Source organism: Citrobacter sp. Cb004 (genome assembly GCF_030337065.1).
GTDB lineage: Bacteria > Pseudomonadota > Gammaproteobacteria > Enterobacterales > Enterobacteriaceae > Citrobacter > Citrobacter braakii.
This window is the reverse complement of the sequence record NZ_JAOWCH010000059.1, coordinates 41,242-61,872: the sequence shown is the minus strand read 5'-3', so window position 1 is coordinate 61,872 and position 20,631 is coordinate 41,242. Positions and strand designations below refer to the sequence as shown.

Below are 20,631 nucleotides of genomic sequence, written 5' to 3'. Positions count from 1 at the left end.
ATCTCCGTAAGTTAAAATTTAAGCGTGGCGTGCGCCAATAGGTAATTGCTGATTATTAGCAGGCTTAACAATTAAAGTTAGCCATACTGAGACAAAAAGCGCCACCCCCATAAAAATGTACGAGGCGGATGGGCTGCCGGTTGCGCCATTGAGGTAGCCGACAAACCATGAACCAAAGAATGAGCCTAGCGCGCCCATGCTGTTAATCAGCGCCATTGCACCCCCGGCGACGTTGCGCGGCAGCATTTCCGGGATGATGGCGAAGAAAGGGCCATATGGGGCGTACATTGCCGCACCCGCAATAACTAACAGCGTGTAAGAAATCCAGAAGTGGTCTGCACCCACGGCCCAGGAGCCGATAAAAGCGAAAGCGGCTATCAATAACAGCGGCCAGACAAACAGTTTACGGTTTTGCAGCTTATCGGAGGCCCAGGAGACGAGGATCATCGCCGCCGTCGCCGCCAGATAAGGTACAGATGACAGCCAGCCAACCTCTACCATGCCCAGATTTGCGCCGCCGTTGCGGATAATCGACGGTAGCCACAGGACAAAACCATAGACGCCAATACTCCAGGCGAAATACTGCATGCACAGCAGGATGACGTTACGTGAGCGAAAGGCCTCGCTATAGTTACGCACGGCTTTGATGCCTTGCTGCTCTTTTTCCAGTTGCGCCTGAAGGGCGGCTTTTTCAGATTCTGACAGCCAGCCGACCTGAGACGGTTTGTCTTTTACCAATACCCACCAGCAGAACGCCCAGATGATGGCCGGGAAGCCCTCGATGATAAACATTTCCCGCCAGCCCAGCGCCTGGATCAGATAACCGGAAACCACAGACATCCACAGGACGGTAACCGGGTTACCGAGGATCAGGAAAGTGTTAGCGCGCGAGCGCTCGGATTTCGTAAACCAGTTGCTGATATAAATCAGCATTGCGGGCATCACCGCGGCTTCAACGATGCCAAGAATAAAGCGGATGGCAGCAAGCATTGGAATATTGCTGACCATACCGGTTAACGACGCGCATGCGCCCCAGAGGATCAGACAGACAAAAATCAGTTTTCGTACGCTGCGCCGTTCTGCGTAAATCGCGCCTGGGATCTGAAAGAAGAAATAGCCGAGGAAAAACAGAGCGCCCAGCAGGGAAGAGATCCCTTTGGTAATGCCGAGGTCCTCGTTGATACCGGCGGCGGAGGCGAAGCTGAAGTTCGCACGGTCAAGGTACGCCAGGCTATACGTGATAAACACGATTGGCATAATGTACCACCAGCGTTTTGCTGCATTAGTTGAGCTATTCATAGACTGCCCTCTGGTTATGCTGATACGCCGCCTCTGTATGTAGGGTACAGAGACAGAGTTGGCCGGGAGTTTATTCCCCTAATTGTTCACGTGTGGGTAATCCTTCGCTGTCGCCCTGAACCTGAATGGCCAGTGCGCCGATTTTATTGCCGCGGGTCACCGCCTGATGCAGCGAACGGCCTTCCAGCAGGGCACTGATAACGCCCACGGCAAAGCCATCGCCTGCGCCGACCGTATCGACCACGTTGTCGACTTTTACCGGTGCAACGCAACCTTGTTCACCGCTGGCTGTTTTGTACCAGGCACCATCAGCCCCGGTTTTGATGATCACGGCCTTCACTCCGTGACGCAGATAAAAGTCGGCGATGGCTTCAGGCGTCTGTTGGCCGGTTAAAATCATCCCCTCTTTTAATCCAGGTAAAACCCAGTCAGCCTGGAATGCCAGCCGGTTCAGTTTTTCCACCATTTCGGCTTCGCTTTTCCACAGTACCGGACGCAAATTTGGGTCGAACGAGATGGTCTTCCCCTGGGCTTTCAGTGTGCGGGCGGTGTGCGCCAGTAGTTCATAGGAGCTGGCAGAAAGCGCTGCCGCCACGCCGCTCAGGTGCAAGTGGCGCGCGCTGGCGAAATAGTCCTCGTGATAATCCTCAACGCTGAGGTGGCTGGCGGCGGACCCTTTGCGGAAATACTCCACAATGGGATCGGTTCCATTTTCGACCTTAGATTTCAACTGAAAGCCGGTAGCGTAACGCCCGTCCTGGGTAACTCCCTGCGCATCTATCCCTTCTTTTTCCAGCGACTTAACGATAAAACGACCAAAACTGTCGTTGCCTACGCGGCTCACCCAGCCGACCTTCAGGCCCAGACGAGCAAGACCGGTCGCCACGTTGAGTTCAGCGCCTGCAACGCGCTTGATAAACTGCTCTACATCCGTGAGTTCGCCGGTTTGCGTGGCGACAAACATCGCCATCGCTTCACCAATAGTGACCGCATCCAGTGAATTTTTCATGTGTTACTCCTCGCGTAACAGCTCGACGTAGTGGCGGGTAACCGCCGTCAAATCCTGCCCTTCCAGGGGGAACTCAATACCGCGCGGAACATCGTTGGGCAGCGTTTTTAACAGCGCCAGCCAGCGTGAATCTGCTTCATCAGGCGGTACGGCACGGTAGCTATCGCGATGCGTAACTGCGGCTTTGACATGGATATATCCGACGGTTGGCGCCAGGTTCTGCGCGGCCTGTTCCGGGGAGTCGCCAACCCACAGCCAGTTGCCCATATCGAAAGTCAGAGATATCGGCAGGTTTTGCGTCTGACAGGCTTCATTAAAACGTTGCATCGGCTGCAGGCGTCCGCAGGCGGTCTGATCGTTTTCCACAACCAGCTCCATGCCGCTGTTGTCCAGCCATTCACGTAAATCGTCGAACTGTTCGGTATGGGAAAAATGACCGAGAGAGACTTTTAACCACAGCGCCTGTAGGGCCTGCGCTTCTTCGAGGAGCTGCGGAAGTCGGGGATTCAGGTTCCCATCCTCAAGGAATAACGGTTCAGGCGCTGAATAACAGGCCAGCAGGCCGAAGAGTTCGATTGCAGAGGCCATTGTGGACAGCGTTTTCAGCTCGGCGTCGGTTAATAACTCGCGGCGGATTTCGACGCCGTCAGCACCGGCTTCGGCAATGATGGGCAACATTGCCGTTTGCCCGCCTGCGGCCCGCACCTGGTCGTAGCCGTAGGCGGCGGTAACCACCATAATTTTTCTTTTCATGGAAACTCCAGACTAGCATTCTTGTTATAACGCTAGATGGAACCGGTTCCAAAGAAAAGCTCATGATGTCGAATTTATGATCACCATCACGAAGGAAATTTAACGGGCGGTTGAGCCGCGCACGATCAGCTCGCCGGAGAATACCTGTTCCTGAATGGCAGCAGAGCCGCCATCAATTCGGCGTACAACCTGCTCAACGGCGGTGTAGCCAATCTGCCATGTGGGTTGTTTCAACGTGGTGATACCGACGCCCGCCAGCTCCGCCCATTCCAGTTCGTCAAAACCGAGCAGGCCGATATCGCTGCCCCAGTTAAGGCCAATGCGTTTCAGGGCGCGGGCAACCTGCAGCGTGAGAGCGCCGTTGGCAGAGATAACGGCTTTGCGCATCCCCCGATGCTGCTGGTGAAACTGGCGCAGCGTGTCATCCAGTTGCGTATTGTCCGTTAGCGGGACTTCGGCATTTTGCGCGATAACGCCGGGGTACTGTGCGAGCGTGGCGCGAAAAGCGCTCAGGCGTTCGCGGCGGGTATTCACCATGCCCAGCGGTTCGCTGAGGAACAGGATGGCTTCAAAGCCTTGCTCGACCAGATGTTCAGTGGCAACCGTTGCCGCCTGGGTGTTATCCAGCCCGACCATATCACAGGCGAAATCGGGGATTTTACGGTCAATCAGTACCATCGGTAGCGCAGACTGTTGCAGGCGGTTCAGCCCCTCTTCGCGCATTCCAACGGCGTTGACCACAATCCCTTCGACCTGGTAGCTGCGCAGCAGGTCGAGATAATGCAGCTCCTGATCCACTTCGTTGTTGGTGTTACACACCAGCGGGGTAAAGCCCTTATCGCGACAGGCGGCTTCAATACCGCTTAACACGTTGACGGAGTAGGGATTAGTAATATCGGCGATGATCAGACCAATCAGACGGGTACGACCGTGTTTCAGGCCTCTTGCCATCAGGCTGGGACGGTAGTCGAGATCGGCAATGGCTTGTTCAATGCGGGCCAGTAGCGCGTCGGAAAGCAGGTGCTTTTCACCGTTGAGGTAGCGTGAAATGCTGGTCTTGCCGGTTTTTGCGGCTTTCGCCACATCGCTGATGGTTGCCCGTGTTGATTTGCTCATCGCTGATTTCCCTAAATTTGGTGACAACACCTTAACGCGAAAATCAACGATGGCAAGTGCTTCATGCCGGATAAGACGCTGCCATTATCCGGCACAAAACGTTACTGGAGCGGGCTTAAGGTGATCTCTACGCGGCGGTTTTGCGCTTTACCTTCCGCCGTGCTGTTGCTGGCGATCGGATTTGCCGGGCCCATACCCTGAGTGCGGATACGGTTAGCGGCGACGCCTTGAGTGATTAAGGCGCTGGCCACGGAGTCCGCGCGCTGCTGCGACAGGCGCATATTCAGATCCTGACTGCCGGTGCTGTCGGTGAAGCCGAGCACGTTGACGGCGGTTTTATTGTACTCTTTCAGTACCATTGCCACGCCGGTCAGGGTGTTGGCACCCGCAGGTTTCAGGTTGCTGCTGTTGCTGTCGAAGGTGACGTTATTTGGCATATTCAGGATGATGTTATCGCCACTGCGCGTCACGCTGACGCCCGTCCCTTGCATTTTGTCGCGCAGTTTTGCTTCCTGCACGTCCATGTAATAGCCGACACCGCCGCCAACGGCCGCGCCAGCCGCCGCACCAATCAGCGCGCCTTTGCCGCGATCTTTCTTCGAAGAAGAGAGTGCGCCAATACCCGCGCCGACCAGAGAGCCAATACCCGCGCCAATGCCGGATTTACCCGCTTCGCGTTCGCCGGTGTAAGGGTTTGTTGTGCAGCCAGAAACCGCCAGGGCGCCGCTCACGATGGCAGCAATAACAAAAACACGTTTCTTCATCTTAATTCCTTAATGACTTTTTCTTCTTTGCCACAGCGACCGTGGCGGTTGATTATGACGTGTGAACATGAAGAAAATTCCAGGGAAGACTCTGAAATTTGTAAGTAACATTGAACGGCATAATAAATAAGCCGTCACATCGCATTCAGGAGCGCCATCTTGGCTAATTCACCCGCACATTACTCGGTGTTAACCGCCGCCCACTGGGGACCTATTCTCGTCGAAACCGATGGCGAGACGGTTTTCTCCTCTCGCGGCGCGCTGCCCACCGCCCATCCCAACTCTTTGCAAACCGTGGTGCGCGACCAGGTACACAGTAAAACGCGGGTACGTTTTCCCATGGTGCGTAAAGGCTTTCTCGCCTCGCCGGAGAATCCGCAGGGGGTGCGCGGGCAAGATGAATTTGTTCGTGTCAGTTGGGACGACGCGCTGAATCTTATCCATACGCAGCATAAACGCATCCGTGACAGCTACGGGCCGGCCTCGATTTTTGCCGGTTCCTACGGCTGGCGTTCCAACGGCGTGTTACACAAAGCCGCAACCCTGTTACAGCGTTATATGGCGCTGGCGGGTGGTTATACCGGGCATCTGGGGGATTACTCGACGGGCGCTGCGCAGGCCATCATGCCGTACGTGGTGGGCGGTAACGAAGTTTACCAGCAGCAGACCAGTTGGCCGGTGGTGCTGGAGAACAGCGAAGTGGTGGTGTTATGGAGCGCCAATCCGCTGAATACCCTGAAAATTGCCTGGAACGCCTCCGACGAGCAGGGCCTCGCTTACTTTGAAGCACTGCGTGGCAGCGGGAAGCGGTTGATCTGTATCGATCCGATGCGATCGGAAAGCGTCGATTTCTTTGGCGAGAAGATGGAATGGATCGCTCCGCATATGGGGACCGACGTGGCGCTGATGCTGGGTATCGCGCATACGCTGGTGGAAAACGGCTGGCACGACGCGGACTTTCTCACCCGGTGTACGACCGGATATGACCGTTTTGCCGACTATCTGCTGGGCAAATCTGACGATGTTGCAAAAACGGCAGAATGGGCCGCTGAAATTTGTGGTGTTCCGGCGGCGAAAATACGTGAACTTGCGGCTATATTTCACCAAAACACCACCATGCTGATGGCGGGGTGGGGTATGCAACGCCAGCAGTATGGCGAGCAGAAACACTGGATGATTGTCACGCTGGCTGCCATGCTCGGGCAAATCGGGACGCCTGGCGGCGGCTTTGGGCTGTCGTATCATTTTGCCAACGGCGGCAACCCAACGCGCCGTGCTGCGGTGCTGGCTTCAATGCAGGGCAGCGTTAAAAACGGCACCGACGCGGTGGATAAAATCCCGGTGGCGCGAATTGTTGAAGCGCTGGAGAACCCGGGTGGTTTTTATCAGCACAACGGTATGGACCGCCATTTCCCGGACATCCGTATGCTTTGGTGGGCAGGCGGCGCTAACTTCACCCATCATCAGGACACCAACCGTCTGATTCGCGCCTGGCAAAAACCGGAGCTGGTGGTTATCTCAGAGTGTTTCTGGACAGCCGCAGCGAAGCATGCCGATATCGTGCTGCCGGCAACGACGTCTTTTGAGCGTAATGATTTGACCATGACTGGCGATTACAGCAACCAGCATCTGGTGCCGATGAAGCAGGTTGTATCGCCGCAGGATGAAGCGCGAAATGATTTTGATGTCTTTGCCGAGCTGAGTGAACGCTGGGAGAAGGGCGGATATGAGCGATTTACTGAAGGCAAAAGCGAGCTGGAATGGCTGGAGACTTTTTACAACATTGCCGGGCAGCGTGGGGCTAGCCAGCAGGTGACGTTGCCGCCATTCACCGAGTTTTGGCAGCGGAATGCGCTGATCGAAATGCCGGAAAATGCCGCCAGCGCGCAGTTTATCCGTTTCGCGGATTTTCGCCGCAACCCACAGGCGCATCCGCTGAAAACGGACAGCGGTAAAATTGAAATCTACTCCGCGAGGATTGCCAGTTACGGTTACGCGGACTGTGCGGGGCATCCGATGTGGCTGGAGCCGGATGAGTGGTTCGGTAACGCCGAGCCGGGCCAGTTACAGCTGCTTTCCGCCCATCCGGCGCACCGTTTGCACAGTCAGCTAAATTACAGCGCGTTGCGCGAACAATATGCGGTAGCGGATCGTGAGCCCGTCACGATTCATCCGCAGGATGCCAAAGCGCGCGGTATTGCGGATGGCGACACGGTCAGGGTGTGGAACCAGCGTGGGCACGTTCTGGCGGGAGCGGTCGTGACGACGGGAATTAAACCTGGTGTCATCTGTATTCATGAGGGCGCCTGGCCTGATTTGGATCTCGCCGCCAACGGTATTTGTAAAAATGGCGCCGTCAACGTGCTGACCAAAGATCTCCCCAGCTCGAAGCTGGGGAATGGCTGTGCGGGCAACACTGCGCTGGCGTGGCTCGAAAAATACAGCGGACCAACGTTGACGCTTACGGCGTTTGATCCGCCTGCCAACCCATAATCCACGTGGGATGGTGAGTCTCTTCCTGCCATGCGCCATCTTCAATGCGAAAACCCAGCGCATGGTAGAAGTTCACCGCTGATTGATTCTTCTGGTAGACCTCGAGGCTGAGTAACGAAAAGCGCTGCTGCACATGCTGCACCAGCGCTTTGCCGATCCCGCTTCTGATGGCGGCAGGCGCGACGAACAGCGCGCCGAGAAAACGGTCGTCAATGACGCTGGCAAAGCCTTTGAGCACCCCTTCTTCTTCCCATACCCAGGTTTGTGCGGCTGGCAGATAAACATCCCGCACGATGGATTCACTTTCGCGCCAGTAGCGTTCTTCGATAAACGGATGGGCATGGATCGTGCTTTCCATCCACAGCGCCAGAATCGACGGTAGATCGTCAGCCTTTGATTCACGAATCATGTTGTTCTCCCGGGTAACAGATACAGCTGGTGACATGGTCATTGACCAAGCCGCATGCCTGCATAAAGGAGTAACAGATGGTGGTGCCGACAAACTTAAATCCGCGTTTTTTTAACGCTTTAGACAGTGCATCTGACGCCGGTGTAGAGGTGGGGATATCGCTCAGGTTGGCGGCGCGGGTCAGTTGCGGTTGGTTATCAACAAACGACCAGACGAACTCGCTAAACGATTCTCCGTTTTGCGCCATGGTCAGAAAGGCGCGAGCGTTGCCTATAATGGCCTGAATTTTTCCTCGATGGCGAATAATGCCGGCATCCAGTACCAGTCTTTCCACATCCTCTTCGGTCATGGCCGCCACTTTTGCCGGGTCAAAATAGTGGAAGGCGTGGCGATAATTTTCCCGTTTCTTAAGCACAGTGATCCACGATAAACCGGCCTGTTGGCCTTCCAGACAGATCATTTCGAACAGCTTGTTGCCATCTGTTTCGGGGACACCCCATTCCTTGTCGTGGTAGGCAATGTAAAGTGGGTCCTGACTGACCCATCCGCAACGCTGCATATTCTTCCTCGCTGTTTTTACTGGCGTAAAAATTTCATTCGGCCCGCCTTGACGCGCCAGCTAAAAAGACAATATTTAATACAGGGCCTGATGGGCCCGATATCCTTCACACAATGACAATAATATCGCCGAATTCGGCTCTTTTCTGGAGTCGCGTTGATGATTATAAGAAACAGTAGTGGTCGCCAAAGGTTAACTCTGGCGAGCGTCGTAGTTTGTGCGCTGTTCATCAATACAGCATATGGCTGGCAACAAGAATATATCGTTGATGCGATGTCAGGGCATACGGCTGAACGTTATACATGGGACAGCGATCACCAACCACGTTATAACGACATTCTGGAAGAACGTATTCGCTCCACTCAAAACGTGGCGGGTCCCGTGGTGAATCTGGCGGATGAAACGCCTATGGATGCGACCAGCGGCATGAGTATGGGCTGGAACTTTCCGCTTTCAAGGCAGGTGATGACCGGTCCGGTGGCCGCGCTGCATTATGACGGTTCGACCACGTCTACTTACAACGAATTTGGCGATAGCGTGACGTCGGTAACGCAGAACGATCCGCTGTGGCATGCTAGCGTCAGCACGTTAGGCTGGCGAGTCAATTCTCAGTTCGGTGATGTGCGACCGTGGGCGCAAATCAGCTATAACCAGCAGTTTGGCGAGAATATCTGGAAAGCGCAGTCGGGCCTCAGTCGCATGACGGCGGCGGGTCAAGACGGCAACTGGCTGGATGTTACCGTTGGCGCAGATATGCTGTTGAACCGGCACATGGCGGCTTACGCGGCGCTTTCGCAGGCGGAAAATAGCGCCAATAACAGCGACTATATGTACACCATGGGAGTGAGTGCTAAATTTTAACGCAAAAAATCATCAGCTAAACATCTCCGTTACATATTGAGAACAGCAATCACACGCCCCTCAGCGATAGCGTGTACTAACTCTTACGATAAAATTCAGTAACCCGACTTTTTGTCTCGTCATTCATTCCGCATTCCAGGCATTTCATTCCGTCCTGGCGGCATTTCATGCCGTTTTCTCCTGGCCATAAAAGCGCTTCGGTATGGTTGTTGGCAGAGAATTTCCCATTTTGCTTATGCAGGAAGACTGCCATGAAAACTTCTGATTATCAGCGTACTCGCTGGCTAACACTGATCGGCACGATTATTACCCAATTTGCTTTAGGTTCTGTTTATACCTGGAGCCTGTTTAATGGCGCGCTCTCTTCTAAGCTCGATGCGCCGGTCAGTCAGGTGGCATTTTCTTTTGGCCTGCTGAGCCTCGGGCTGGCGATTTCCTCTTCCGTTGCCGGCAAGCTGCAGGAACGTTTTGGCGTGAAACGCGTCACCATGGCCTCCGGTATTTTACTCGGCGTCGGTTTCTTCTTAACCGCCCATTCCAACAGCCTGATTATGCTGTGGCTGAGCGCTGGTGTGCTGGTTGGTCTGGCGGATGGCGCAGGTTACCTGTTAACGCTTTCCAACTGCGTAAAATGGTTCCCTGAGCGTAAAGGGCTGATTTCCGCCTTTGCCATCGGTTCTTATGGCCTTGGCAGCCTCGGTTTTAAATTTATCGACAGCCAACTGCTGAGCACCGTGGGCTTGGAAAAAACCTTCATGATTTGGGGCGCGATCGTACTGGTGATGATCGTCTTTGGCTCCACGCTGATGAAAGATGCGCCGAATCAGGAAGTGAAAGCGAAGAATGGCGTGGTTGAGAACGACTACACCCTGGCGCAGTCCATGCGCAAACCGCAGTACTGGATGCTGGCAGTCATGTTCCTGACGGCGTGTATGAGCGGTCTGTACGTCATTGGCGTGGCGAAAGATATCGCACAAAGCCTGGCGCATATGGATGTGGCGACGGCGGCGAATGCGGTTACCGTCATTTCTATCGCGAACCTGTCGGGTCGTCTGGTGCTGGGGATTCTGTCCGATAAAATCTCCCGTATTCGCGTGATCACCATTGGTCAGGTCGTTTCGCTGGTCGGTATGGCTGCACTGTTGTTCGCGCCGCTGAATGACGTAACCTTCTTTATGGCAATTGCCTGTGTCGCATTTAACTTTGGCGGCACCATCACCGTATTCCCGTCACTGGTCAGCGAGTTCTTCGGTCTGAATAACCTGGCTAAAAACTACGGTGTTATTTACCTGGGCTTCGGTATCGGTAGCATTTGCGGTTCCATTATCGCCTCGCTGTTTGGCGGGTTCTATGTGACCTTCTGCGTTATCTTTGCGCTGTTAATCATTTCGCTGGCGCTTTCTACCACTATTCGTCAGCCACAACGTAGCGTCTATACCGAGGCGCACGCCTAAATCTATTAGTAGTATGATTAATACCTGGCGCATATATTTACAAAAATTTATGCGCCATTTTCATTCTCTATAAGCACTTTTGCTCCCTCCTGTGGTCTACTTACCCGCGCCCGTAGACATTTCACCTCTGCTGTTGTCGCATTTTTCCTCTGTCAGGTCTGATTGATCGCTGCTCAGGGTTTTTTATCCCGATTTCCAGGGTTTGTTTGCATGAGATACATTAAGTCGATGACGCAGCAGAAACTCAGTTTCTTGCTGGCAATCTATATCGGTTTGTTTATGAACTGTGCTGTATTTTTCCGTCGCTTTAGCGGATATGCGCACGATTTTACCGTCTGGAAAGGACTCTCCGCGGTTGTTGAATTGGCCGGCACTGTGCTGGTGACCTTCTTTTTACTACGCCTTCTCTCTTTGTTTGGCCGCCGCGCCTGGCGTGTCCTGGCAACCTGTTTGGTGCTGTGTTCTGCCGGCGCCAGTTATTATATGACCTTCCTGAACGTGGTAATTGGTTACGGTATTATCGCCTCCGTAATGACCACGGATATTGATTTATCGAAAGAAGTCGTCGGCTGGCATTTCATCGTGTGGCTGGTTTCGGTCAGTATTATTCCCTTGGTGCTGATTTGGAGTAACCGCTGCCGCTACACGTTGATGAGACAAATTCGTACACCGGGCATGAGGTGGCGTAGCGTAGCGGTAGTTTTACTGGCCGGCCTGATGGTATGGGCGCCGATTCGCCTGCTGAGCATGCAACAGAGAAGCGTAGAGCGAGAAACAGGTATCGATTTACCCAGCTATGGCGGGGTTGTGGCAAACTCTTACTTGCCGTCAAACTGGCTCTCTGCGCTGGGTCTGTACGCCTGGGCACAGGTGGATGAATCCTCAGACAACAAATCGCTGATGAACCCGGCGAAGAAATTTACCTATGTTGAGCCTAAGAACCTCGACGATACCTATGTGGTCTTTATTATCGGCGAAACCACTCGCTGGGACCATATGGGGATTTTTGGCTATGAGCGAAATACCACGCCAAGGCTCGCCCAGGAGAAAAACCTGGCCGCGTTCCGTGGATATTCCTGTGACACGGCGACCAAACTTTCGCTGCGCTGTATGTTTGTGCGTGAAGGTGGGGCGGAAGAAAACCCGCAGCGTACCCTGAAAGAACAAAACGTCTTTTCCGTGCTCGGTCAGTTAGGGTTCAAGACAGACCTCTACGCGATGCAAAGCGAGATGTGGTTCTACAGCAATACCATGGCGGAGAACATCGCTTACCGAGAGCAGATTGGCGCAGAGCCGCGTAACCGTGGCAAGAACGTTGACGATATGCTGTTGATTACCGAAATGCAGCAGTCTCTGCAACCGACGGATGATGATGGCAAACGTCTGATTATTCTGCATACCAAAGGTTCGCATTTTAACTACACGCAGCGCTACACCCGCGAATATGCGCAGTGGAAGCCGGAGTGTGTCAATGTGGATAGCGGTTGCTCGAAAGCCGAGATGATTAACTCTTTTGATAACTCGGTAACCTATGTTGATCACTTTATTACCAAAGTGTTTGATCAACTGCGGGATAAGAAAGCGATAGTGTTCTACGCCGCCGATCACGGTGAGTCGATTAACGAGCGTGAGCACCTGCACGGTACGCCGCGTAAAATGGCTCCGCCAGAGCAGTTCCGCGTTCCAATGCTGGTGTGGATGTCAGACAAATATCTGGAAGACCCAGACCATGCGAAGGCGTTTGCACACCTGAAGCAAGAAGCGGATATGAAGGTGCCGCGTCGTCATGTGGAACTGTACGACACTATTTTGGGTTGCCTCGGTTATACCTCGCCAAATGGCGGTATTAACGAGAATAACAACTGGTGCCGTATCCCGGACGCGAAGAAGGTTACGGCTCAGTAATTGGGCTGCTGACTTTCTCGCCGATCAAATGGCATTTTGATACTAAGGGATTGACGGGGGCGCGGCTGAGCAGTAAGATGCGCCCCGCATTCGGTGATTGGCGCAGCCTGGTAGCGCACTTCGTTCGGGACGAAGGGGTCGGAGGTTCGAATCCTCTATCACCGACCAAATTCAAAACCCTGCTCAACGAGCAGGGTTTTTTGCATTTGAAACCCACGAGGATGAGAACCTCCGGGGGAAGAGGTTCGACTCGAGCGCAGCGAGAGAACGTTGCGTTAGCAACGGCCCGTAGGGCGAGCCACGTCAGTGGCGAGTAATCCTCTATCACCGACCAAAATTGACCTTCCTTTTATCTGCAAAAATTGTGCACCACTTCCCACTGACTGTTAACGATTCTGTGACATATTCCATTGCCTTTTTTTATATTTGCTTGAAACTTTTTTTGCGCTACTTATGGCTGAACCTGGCATTTTCCGCTGTGCGCTTTAGCGTTCATGGCATTAATCGCTCAGATATGCAGCATTAATTTAGAAAGTTTTAATAATTTGCATAAATGTTAATCACCAAATGTTGCGAAATATTAAGATGTTTATTCTGGCATAGTGCGCGTAGCACAAATTTCCCTGCTGAAAATGTCCTTCTGCACTTTTTTTAATCTTTGTTTGCGAATTCTCACCGTTGGTGTAAATCACGGTTACCTGTATTGACGTTTTCACATTCTGTTGACAGATTGTAGGGCATGAGGGGCATTTCATGGAGAATCCGCACTGCAACTCAGTCGCTTATGTGAACGGAATCCCTATCCTCTTAACGCCGACCCGGCCGGGTAAAAAACAAAAAAGGCCAGGCGGTGCAAACCCACTGCAAAGGGTAAAACAACAAACATCACATTTGGAGCAGAAGAATGAGTATTTCCTTGAAGAAGTCAGGGATGCTGAAGCTTGGTCTGAGCCTGGTGGCTATGACCTGCGCCGCAAGCGTACAGGCTAAAACTCTGGTTTATTGTTCAGAAGGATCTCCTGAAGGCTTTAACCCACAGCTTTTCACCTCTGGCACGACCTATGATGCCAGCTCCGTACCGATCTATAACCGCCTGGTCGAGTTCAAAACCGGTACAACTGAAGTGATCCCGGGCCTTGCTGAGAAGTGGGAAATCAGCGAAGACGGTAAAACCTATACCTTCCACCTGCGCCAGGGCGTGAAGTGGCAGGACAACAAAGATTTCAAACCGACGCGCGATTTAAACGCCGATGACGTGGTGTTCTCTTTCGATCGTCAGAAAAATGCCCAAAACCCGTACCACAAAGTCTCTGGCGGTAGCTATGAATACTTCGAAGGGATGGGTCTGCCAGATCTGATCTCCGAAGTGAAAAAAGTGGACGATAAAACAGTTCAGTTCGTGCTGACTCGCCCGGAAGCGCCTTTCCTGGCTGACCTGGCGATGGACTTCGCTTCTATTCTTTCCAAAGAATATGCAGACAACATGCTGAAAGCCGGTTCCCCGGAGAAAGTGGATCTGAACCCAATTGGGACCGGTCCGTTCCAGCTGCAGCAGTACCAGAAAGACTCCCGTATTCTGTATAAAGCATTCGAAGGTTACTGGGGCACCAAGCCACAGATTGACCGTCTGGTCTTCTCCATTACGCCTGACGCTTCCGTGCGTTACGCCAAACTGCAGAAGAACGAGTGCCAGGTGATGCCGTACCCGAACCCGGCAGATATCGCGCGCATGAAGCAGGATAAAAACATTAACCTGATGGAGCAGGCCGGTCTGAACGTTGGCTACCTCTCTTTCAACACCGAGAAGAAACCGTTTGATGACGTGAAAGTCCGTCAGGCGCTGACCTACGCGGTGAACAAAGAAGCCATCATTAAAGCGGTATATCAGGGCGCTGGCGTTGCCGCGAAAAACCTGATCCCACCGACCATGTGGGGCTATAACGACGACGTTAAAGACTACACCTACGATCCTGAAAAGGCTAAAGCGCTGCTGAAGGAAGCGGGTCAGGATAAAGGCTTTACCGTTGAGCTGTGGGCCATGCCGGTACAGCGTCCTTACAACCCGAACGCCCGCCGTATGGCGGAAATGGTTCAGGCTGACTGGGCGAAAATTGGCGTTCAGGCCAAGATTGTGACCTACGAGTGGGGCGAATATCTGAAACGCGCCAAAGCGGGTGAGCATCAGGCGGTGATGATGGGTTGGACCGGTGACAATGGGGATCCGGACAACTTCTTCGCCACCCTGTTCAGCTGTGCGGCAGCGAAAGACGGTTCCAACTACTCTCGCTGGTGCTACAAGCCGTTTGAAGATCTGATCCAGCCGGCGCGTGCGACCGACGATCACAACAAACGTATTGAACTGTACAAGCAAGCTCAGGTTGTTATGCACGATCAGGCCCCGGCTCTGATTGTTGCTCACTCCACCGTGTATGAACCAGTGCGTAAAGAAGTGAAAGGCTATGTGGTTGATCCATTAGGCAAACATCACTTCGAAAACGTCTCTGTCGAATAATTAAAAGCAAGCCAGGCAGCGCTACGGACCGTTAAGTCGGGTCACCGTAGCGCCACCTGACAGTAATGCTTTATCTCCCTCTCGCTGGAGGGGGAGATAAGATTTGTGAGCAATACAGATTCACGGTTCCAGGCCGTGCGTCATTAGAGAGAATCCGGGTTATGTTGCAGTTCATTCTCCGACGTTTGGGACTCGTCATCCCCACGTTTATCGGTATCACTCTTCTCACCTTTGCTTTCGTTCATATGATCCCCGGCGATCCGGTAATGATCATGGCGGGTGAGCGTGGAATTTCCCCTGAGCGTCATGCTCAACTGTTGGCTGAACTCGGTCTGGATAAACCGATGTGGCAGCAGTACCTCCATTATATCTGGGGGGTTATGCATGGTGATTTAGGTATCTCGCTGAAAAGCCGATTACCGGTGTGGGAAGAGTTCGTTCCTCGCTTTAAAGCAACGCTGGAACTTGGCGTCTGCGCGATGATTTTCGCCGTTGCGGTGGGTATTCCGGTGGGTGTACTTGCTGCCGTTAAGCGCGGCTCCATTTTCGATCACACTGCCGTTGGCCTGGCGCTGACGGGTTACTCCATGCCGATTTTCTGGTGGGGCATGATGCTGATCATGCTGGTTTCCGTGCAGTGGAACCTGACGCCAGTTTCCGGTCGGGTGAGCGACATGGTGTTCCTTGATGATTCCAATCCCCTGACCGGTTTTATGCTGATTGACACCGCCATTTGGGGTGAAGAGGGCAACTTTATCGATGCGCTGGCGCATATGATCCTGCCGGCAATGGTGCTTGGCACCATTCCTCTGGCGGTAATTGTGCGTATGACTCGTTCATCAATGCTGGAAGTACTGGGTGAAGATTACATTCGTACCGCACGCGCCAAAGGCCTGACCCGTATGCGCGTCATCATCATTCACGCTCTGCGTAACGCGATGCTGCCCGTTGTGACCGTTATCGGCCTGCAGGTCGGTACGTTATTGGCTGGGGCAATCCTGACCGAGACTATTTTCTCGTGGCCGGGACTGGGACGCTGGTTGATCGATGCGCTACAACGCCGTGATTATCCAGTGGTACAGGGCGGGGTACTGCTGGTCGCGACGATGATTATCCTCGTCAACCTGCTGGTAGACCTGCTGTACGGCGTGGTGAACCCGCGTATTCGGCATAGGAAGTAAGGGGCCATCATGTCACAGGTTACTGAAAATAAAGTTATTGCTGCACCGGTGCCCATGACCCCGCTGCAGGAGTTCTGGCACTATTTTAAACGCAACAAAGGTGCGGTTGTTGGGTTGGTGTACGTTGTAGTGATGATCCTGATTGCGGTCTTTGCCAACGTCCTCGCGCCGTACAACCCGGCAGAGCAGTTCCGCGATACGCTGCTGGCTCCTCCTGCGTGGCAGGAAGGCGGTACCATGGCGCATCTGTTTGGTACTGATGATGTGGGCCGCGATGTGCTGTCCCGCCTGATGTACGGTGCGCGTTTGTCTCTGTTGGTCGGCTGTCTGGTGGTGGTGCTCTCCCTGCTGATGGGCGTGATTCTCGGGCTGATTGCCGGTTACTTTGGCGGGATTGTCGATAACGTCATCATGCGTGTGGTCGATATCATGCTGGCACTGCCGAGCCTGTTACTGGCGCTGGTGCTGGTGGCGGTATTTGGGCCCTCGATTGGCAACGCCGCGCTGGCGCTGACGTTCGTGGCATTGCCGCACTATGTGCGTTTGACGCGCGCCGCCGTCCTGGTGGAGGTTAACCGCGACTACGTTACCGCATCCCGCGTGGCCGGAGCCGGTGCGATGCGCCAGATGTTCGTCAATATTCTTCCTAACTGTCTTGCGCCGCTGATTGTTCAGGCGTCGCTTGGCTTCTCTAACGCCATTCTCGATATGGCTGCCCTCGGCTTCCTGGGGATGGGCGCACAGCCGCCTACGCCGGAATGGGGCACCATGCTCTCTGACGTGTTGCAATTTGCCCAAAGCGCCTGGTGGGTCGTGACCTTCCCGGGGCTGGCAATCCTGCTGACGGTGCTGGCATTTAACCTGATGGGTGACGGTCTGCGTGACGCGCTCGATCCCAAACTGAAGCAGTAAGAGGTTCGAGATGGCGTTATTAAATGTAGATAAATTATCGGTGCACTTCGGCGATGTGGGGTCCGAATTCCGTGCCGTAGACCGCATTAGTTACAGCGTGAACCAGGGTGAAGTGGTTGGCATTGTAGGGGAGTCCGGCTCTGGTAAGTCCGTCAGCTCGCTGGCGATTATGGGACTGATTGACTACCCAGGCCGCGTTATGGCCGAAAATCTGGAGTTTAATGGCCGTGACCTGAAGCGCATCTCTGAGAAAGAGCGTCGCCAGTTAGTGGGCGCGGAAGTGGCGATGATCTTCCAGGACCCGATGACCAGCCTTAACCCGTGCTACACCGTCGGCTACCAGATTATGGAAGCCATTAAGGTGCACCAGGGCGGCAACAAAAAAACGCGTATTCAGCGGGCGATTGACCTGCTGACGCTGGTGGGGATCCCCGATCCGGCCTCGCGTCTGGATGTCTATCCGCACCAGTTGTCTGGTGGGATGAGCCAGCGCGTGATGATCGCGATGGCGATTGCCTGTCGTCCAAAGCTGTTGATTGCCGACGAACCGACAACGGCGCTGGATGTGACCATTCAGGCGCAGATCATCGAGCTACTGCTGGAATTGCAGCAAAAAGAGAACATGGCTCTGGTCTTAATCACGCACGACCTGGCGCTGGTGGCTGAAGCGGCGCACAAGATCATTGTGATGTACGCCGGGCAGGTCGTGGAAACCGGGGCCGCACAGGATATTTTCCGCGCGCCGCGTCATCCGTATACCCAGGCGTTGCTGCGCGCGTTGCCGGAGTTCGCTCAGGATAAAGCGCGTCTGGCTTCGTTGCCGGGCGTGGTGCCAGGTAAATATGACCGCCCGACCGGTTGTTTACTGAACCCGCGCTGCCCCTATGCGACCGACAAATGCCGCGCTGAAGAACCTGAACTGAACCTGCTGGAAGGCGGTCGTCAGTCGAAATGCCACTACCCACTTGATGATGCCGGGAGGCCTGGGCTATGAGTACGCAAAAGGCCGCTTTGCCACAGCCGCTGTTGCAGGCAATTGACCTGAAAAAACACTACCCGGTGAAGAAGGGGATGTTCGCCCCGGAACGCCTGGTGAAAGCGCTGGACGGTGTCTCCTTTACGCTGGAACGCGGCAAAACGCTGGCGGTGGTAGGCGAGTCGGGCTGTGGGAAATCCACCCTTGGTCGCCTGCTGACGATGATTGAAGTCCCGACCGGCGGCGAGCTGTATTACCAGGGGCAGGATCTGCTTAAGCACGACCCGCAGGCGCAGAAGCTGCGCCGGCAGAAAATCCAGATTGTGTTCCAGAACCCTTACGGTTCCCTGAACCCGCGCAAGAAAGTAGGGCAGATTCTGGAAGAACCGCTGCTGATCAACTCCACGCTAAGCAAAGAGGAGCGTCGTGAAAAAGCGCTGGCGATGATGGCGAAAGTGGGGCTGAAAACCGAGCACTATGACCGCTATCCGCACATGTTCTCCGGCGGTCAGCGTCAGCGTATTGCCATCGCTCGCGGGCTGATGCTTGATCCAGACGTGGTGATCGCCGACGAACCGGTCTCGGCGCTGGACGTTTCTGTTCGTGCGCAGGTGCTGAACCTGATGATGGACTTGCAGCAGGAACTGGGGCTGTCATACGTCTTTATCTCGCATGACCTGTCGGTGGTAGAGCACATTGCCGATGAAGTGATGGTGATGTATTTAGGCCGCTGCGTGGAAAAAGGAACGAAGGATCAGATCTTCAATAATCCGCGTCATCCGTATACGCAGGCGCTGCTCTCTGCGACGCCGCGCCTGAACCCGGACGATCGCCGCGAGCGTATCAAGCTGACCGGTGAGCTGCCAAGCCCGCTGAATCCACCGCCGGGCTGTGCGTTCAATGCCCGCTGCCGTCGGCGTTTTGGTCCGTGTACCCAGCTTCAGCCGCAGCTGAAGGATTACGGTGGACAACTCGTGGCCTGTTTCGCTGTTGACCAGGATGAAAATCCACAGCAATAAACGTGGGTTATGACCTGATAACCGGAGCCTTGTGCTCCGGTTTTTTTATATTTTGTTTTTACGTCCACAATGTGAGTCCTCTGGCAGAACATTATTCCACAGCGTCTAAAATGTAGTCAGATTTCCTCTCGTCACAGAAATATCTATTTCGCAGTTGCTAACTGTCAGGAGCAAATGTGGTCACGATACGCTGGGATATTAAAACAATTGATCGTCTGTCGATGGTTGAGGATGTCCTGAAGGAATTTTCCTGCTGCGATATCAATATCATCTCTATGAAAGTCACGCCTGGACGGATCCTGATTAAATCCTGGTGCCGCCAGTTACAGGATATTTCCTGCGTGCAATCCTGTTTAGGCCGGCGCGCCGATATTATTAACGTCGCTTACCTGTGTGAAGAGATAAGCGAACTGTCAACGCCTGAGCCGGAACGCCCGCGCTATTTCTCTGACATTATTTGTAGCAGCCAGAGCATGCACTCGCTTATCGAAAAGGCGATAAAAATTGCCGACAGCAAATATACCGTTTTGATCCGCGGCGATACGGGTACTGGCAAAGAACTGCTGGCCCGGGCTATCCATAATTCCGGGCAGCGACGTTTTTATCCGTTTATTCCGGTCAACTGCTCTGCGCTACCTGAGTCGTTGATGGAGAGTGAATTCTTTGGCTATGAGAAAGGAGCTTTTAGCGGTGCAGATTGTAAAGGCAAAAAAGGGCTGTTTGAAATGGCCGATAAAGGCACCCTTTTTCTCGATGAATTTGGTGAAATGTCGCTGAGCTTACAGGCTAAATTACTGCGCGTACTTCAGGATGGCGGGATCCGTCGCGTTGGCGGGGCGCAAATTATTCCGGTCAATGTGCGCATTATTGTGGCAACCAACGCCAATCTGGAAGAGATGGTGGAACAACGTCTGCTGCGTGCCGATCTCTATTACCGCATCAATGTACTTTCACTGACCATTCCGCCCCTGCGGGAGCGCCCGCAGGATATCAGCCTATTGATTCGCCACTTTGTGCAGAAATACGCGAAGGAATTCCAACGACGGATCATTCTGGATAAAGCCTGCTTTGATGCCCTGCATCATCACACCTGGCCGGGAAACGTTCGCGAACTGGAAAATACCATCATTCGCCTGATGCTGATGGCGGAATCCGACGTCATTACGCGGGAAGAATTAGGGATGGTGAATTTGCCTGCCGTTGAGCTGACGCCGACAGAGCGTCCTTTTAAAGAACAGGTTTTGTGTGCTGAACGCCAGCTTATTGAACAGATGGTGGAAGAGAATGTGTCGTCGCGGCATATCGCTAAAGCGCTGGGGGTGTCACATACCACGGTACTGAATAAAATTCGCAGCTATCAACTGGAGAGTGTGAGTTAAGCGCCGTCAGTGACTGACGGCGCTGTAAAC

18 protein-coding genes, 1 tRNA gene and 1 other RNA gene are annotated in these 20,631 nt (G+C 53.7%); 13 read left to right on the top strand and 7 right to left on the bottom strand.

From position 1 onward, the window contains the following. Positions 1 to 18: 18 nt before the first annotated feature. The 5 genes from OGV65_RS12655 to OGV65_RS12635 all read right to left on the bottom strand — a co-directional run bounded on the left by OGV65_RS12655 (position 19) and on the right by OGV65_RS12635 (position 4,941). Positions 19 to 1,299 (bottom strand): MFS transporter, encoded by a 1,281-nt coding sequence (locus OGV65_RS12655; RefSeq protein ID WP_200051999.1) that lies wholly within the window; start codon positions 1,297 to 1,299, stop codon positions 19 to 21. A gap of 70 nt (positions 1,300 to 1,369) precedes the next feature. Beyond that, complete coding sequence (locus OGV65_RS12650; RefSeq protein ID WP_046275780.1) at positions 1,370 to 2,308, bottom strand: sugar kinase; 939 nt, start codon at positions 2,306 to 2,308, stop codon at positions 1,370 to 1,372. A gap of 3 nt (positions 2,309 to 2,311) precedes the next feature. Further along, entirely contained in the window at positions 2,312 to 3,061 is a 750-nt protein-coding gene (locus tag OGV65_RS12645) for a sugar phosphate isomerase/epimerase family protein (protein ID WP_016154912.1), read from the bottom strand. Positions 3,062 to 3,160: 99 nt separating this feature from the next. Further along, a complete protein-coding gene (locus OGV65_RS12640) occupies positions 3,161 to 4,177 on the bottom strand; it encodes a LacI family DNA-binding transcriptional regulator (protein ID WP_005133828.1) in 1,017 nt (338 codons plus the stop codon). 101 nt (positions 4,178 to 4,278) lie between these two features. After that, the gene (locus OGV65_RS12635; RefSeq protein ID WP_016157720.1) at positions 4,279 to 4,941 is read right to left on the bottom strand and encodes an OmpA family lipoprotein; all 663 of its coding nucleotides are present in this window, start codon (positions 4,939 to 4,941) and stop codon (positions 4,279 to 4,281) included. 159 nt (positions 4,942 to 5,100) lie between these two features. Between OGV65_RS12635 and OGV65_RS12630 the strand changes: the two genes are divergently transcribed. Then, a complete protein-coding gene (locus OGV65_RS12630; RefSeq protein WP_286455014.1) occupies positions 5,101 to 7,434 on the top strand; it encodes a molybdopterin guanine dinucleotide-containing S/N-oxide reductase in 2,334 nt (777 codons plus the stop codon). Here the strand turns inward: OGV65_RS12630 and OGV65_RS12625 are convergent. Both OGV65_RS12625 and tag read right to left on the bottom strand, forming a co-directional pair. Continuing rightward, positions 7,403 to 7,843, bottom strand: a complete 441-nt coding sequence (locus OGV65_RS12625) for an N-acetyltransferase (RefSeq protein WP_016157718.1) — start codon at positions 7,841 to 7,843, stop codon at positions 7,403 to 7,405. The two genes, OGV65_RS12630 and OGV65_RS12625, sit on opposite strands and share 32 nt — an antisense overlap. Then, positions 7,833 to 8,402, bottom strand: a complete 570-nt coding sequence (tag, locus tag OGV65_RS12620; RefSeq protein ID WP_286455013.1) for a DNA-3-methyladenine glycosylase I — start codon at positions 8,400 to 8,402, stop codon at positions 7,833 to 7,835. The genes OGV65_RS12625 and tag overlap by 11 nt, the downstream gene beginning before the upstream one ends. A 159-nt stretch (positions 8,403 to 8,561) precedes the next feature. Between tag and OGV65_RS12615 the strand changes: the two genes are divergently transcribed. The 12 genes from OGV65_RS12615 to OGV65_RS12560 all read left to right on the top strand — a co-directional run bounded on the left by OGV65_RS12615 (position 8,562) and on the right by OGV65_RS12560 (position 20,601). Beyond that, entirely contained in the window at positions 8,562 to 9,263 is a 702-nt protein-coding gene (locus OGV65_RS12615; RefSeq protein WP_016157717.1) for an autotransporter outer membrane beta-barrel domain-containing protein, read from the top strand. 251 nt (positions 9,264 to 9,514) lie between these two features. Next, positions 9,515 to 10,717 carry an L-lactate MFS transporter gene (locus tag OGV65_RS12610; protein WP_016154906.1) on the top strand — a complete coding sequence of 401 codons (1,203 nt, stop codon included), beginning with the start codon at positions 9,515 to 9,517 and terminating at the stop codon, positions 10,715 to 10,717. A gap of 210 nt (positions 10,718 to 10,927) precedes the next feature. Continuing rightward, on the top strand, positions 10,928 to 12,622 hold the full coding sequence (eptB, locus tag OGV65_RS12605) for a kdo(2)-lipid A phosphoethanolamine 7''-transferase (protein ID WP_016157716.1): 1,695 nt from the start codon (positions 10,928 to 10,930) through the stop codon (positions 12,620 to 12,622). Positions 12,623 to 12,713: 91 nt separating this feature from the next. After that, a tRNA-Pro gene (locus OGV65_RS12600) sits at positions 12,714 to 12,790 on the top strand. 33 nt (positions 12,791 to 12,823) lie between these two features. After that, positions 12,824 to 12,956: non-coding RNA, RtT sRNA (locus OGV65_RS12595), on the top strand. A 419-nt stretch (positions 12,957 to 13,375) separates the two neighbouring features. Beyond that, on the top strand, positions 13,376 to 13,612 hold the full coding sequence (locus OGV65_RS12590; protein ID WP_137398959.1) for a hypothetical protein: 237 nt from the start codon (positions 13,376 to 13,378) through the stop codon (positions 13,610 to 13,612). Next, positions 13,527 to 15,134, top strand: a complete 1,608-nt coding sequence (dppA, locus tag OGV65_RS12585; RefSeq protein ID WP_016154904.1) for a dipeptide ABC transporter periplasmic-binding protein DppA — start codon at positions 13,527 to 13,529, stop codon at positions 15,132 to 15,134. Before OGV65_RS12590 ends, dppA begins: the two co-directional genes overlap by 86 nt. A 161-nt stretch (positions 15,135 to 15,295) precedes the next feature. Next, the gene (gene dppB, locus OGV65_RS12580) at positions 15,296 to 16,315 is read left to right on the top strand and encodes a dipeptide ABC transporter permease DppB (RefSeq protein ID WP_016154903.1); all 1,020 of its coding nucleotides are present in this window, start codon (positions 15,296 to 15,298) and stop codon (positions 16,313 to 16,315) included. 9 nt (positions 16,316 to 16,324) lie between these two features. Continuing rightward, a complete protein-coding gene (dppC, locus tag OGV65_RS12575) occupies positions 16,325 to 17,227 on the top strand; it encodes a dipeptide ABC transporter permease DppC (protein ID WP_016154902.1) in 903 nt (300 codons plus the stop codon). Between the two features lie 10 nt (positions 17,228 to 17,237). After that, complete coding sequence (dppD, locus tag OGV65_RS12570) at positions 17,238 to 18,221, top strand: dipeptide ABC transporter ATP-binding protein (RefSeq protein WP_019078085.1); 984 nt, start codon at positions 17,238 to 17,240, stop codon at positions 18,219 to 18,221. Further along, complete coding sequence (dppF, locus tag OGV65_RS12565; protein ID WP_003827418.1) at positions 18,218 to 19,222, top strand: dipeptide ABC transporter ATP-binding subunit DppF; 1,005 nt, start codon at positions 18,218 to 18,220, stop codon at positions 19,220 to 19,222. The genes dppD and dppF overlap by 4 nt, the downstream gene beginning before the upstream one ends. Positions 19,223 to 19,398: 176 nt before the next feature. After that, entirely contained in the window at positions 19,399 to 20,601 is a 1,203-nt protein-coding gene (locus OGV65_RS12560; RefSeq protein ID WP_016154900.1) for a sigma-54 interaction domain-containing protein, read from the top strand. Positions 20,602 to 20,631: the final 30 nt, after the last annotated feature.